The 1,179-nt window shown below is 75.9% G+C and carries 2 protein-coding genes; both read right to left on the bottom strand.

All coding sequences use genetic code 11. The features are described from left to right. On the bottom strand, positions 1–239 hold a 239-nt coding region (locus tag HMPREF0731_RS19950), incomplete at its 3' end, for a hypothetical protein (RefSeq protein ID WP_157136262.1). A gap of 29 nt (positions 240–268) precedes the next feature. Continuing rightward, positions 269–1,179: DUF2332 domain-containing protein (locus tag HMPREF0731_RS19945; protein ID WP_007006020.1), on the bottom strand; the 911-nt coding region annotated here is incomplete at its 5' end.

Genomic DNA, 1,179 nt, shown 5'->3' with positions numbered 1-1,179 from the left:
TGGTGGCCCAGCCCGTGCAGCAGGACCACGGCGCGGCGGCGCCCGGCCGGGCGGGCGTGGCGCGCGGCCTCGGCGATGCATTCCTCGGTGGTGCCGGTGGCGGCGATGCGGCCGAACGGGTCCAGCGCGCGGGCCAGGCCGGTCGTGCAATGCGCCTGCACCAGCCAGCCCGAGCGCGACCAGAGATCGGTCCAGGGCCGGAAGGCGCGGGTGGAGCGCTTCACGACATAGCGGGACAAGGCGGCGGTCACTCCTGGCGGGATGTCCTTCAGTTTGGGGGATGCGGCGGCGGATTTCCAGGCTGAGCCCCGAGCCAGTCGATGCGCTGCCCGTGCGGATGGGCGGTGGCCAGGCGCCGCTCCGCGCCGCCCGGCCAGAGGGTGAGGCGCAGCTCCGCCGGGCCGCCCCCGGGCGGCATCTCGAAGCGCAGCCAGGCGAGCGGTGCTTGCGGGGTGGCCGCCGCCGCCGCCGCGCGCAGCAGGGCCAGGATGCCCTGTTGCGTCGCCTCGGGCAGGTACTGCCACATGATCGAGTGATACAGCACCGTGGCGGCGCCTGTGGCCGGGCGCAGCCGGGGACGCAGCCAGTCCAGCGCGTCGGCCGGCGCGACCTCGGTGCCGAGCTGGCGGGCCAGGACGATGGCACCGTCCAGCCGGGCCAGCCGCTCGTGCTGGTCGGGCCAGACATAGGCGCGCAGGCGCAGTGCCTGGGCCGGGTCCCGCACCGGCACGGGCGCCAGGTCGCAGCCTTCCCGCGCCATGACGGAGAGCGGCGCGCCGAGTGGCGGCAGGGGGCCGTGCCACTCCGGCCGCAATTGGACCGGGCTTTCCGGATCGCCCCATTCGGCCGCGCCGAGCCGGTAGAAGAAGCGGTCCCAGGCGAGGTTCAGCCCGGCGCTGGCGCCGATCTCCAGCAGGCGCAGCGGCAGGGCCGTGGCGGCAGCGATCTTCAGGAAGCCGCCCAGCAGCACGGCAGAGCGGCCAACCTCGTTGGTCTGCGGCGCCGAGGCCAGGAAGCCGCGCAGGCTTTCTTCCTGTGCCGCGAGGGTGGCTTGCAGGGCGGTCAGGAAGGCCGCGTCGGCGGGTGCGGGGTGAGGCGGGTAGCACGCGGCGAGGGCGGGCGCCTGGCCGGCCAGCACCAGCGCGTGCAGCCCGCCGGCGAGGCGCAGCGCCAGGGCGT

Origin of the sequence: Pseudoroseomonas cervicalis ATCC 49957, assembly GCF_000164635.1 — a bacterium.
Classification (GTDB): domain Bacteria; phylum Pseudomonadota; class Alphaproteobacteria; order Acetobacterales; family Acetobacteraceae; genus Pseudoroseomonas; species Pseudoroseomonas cervicalis.
Note: the sequence above shows the minus strand (reverse complement) of the source record. Positions and strands in the feature narration are given on the sequence as shown.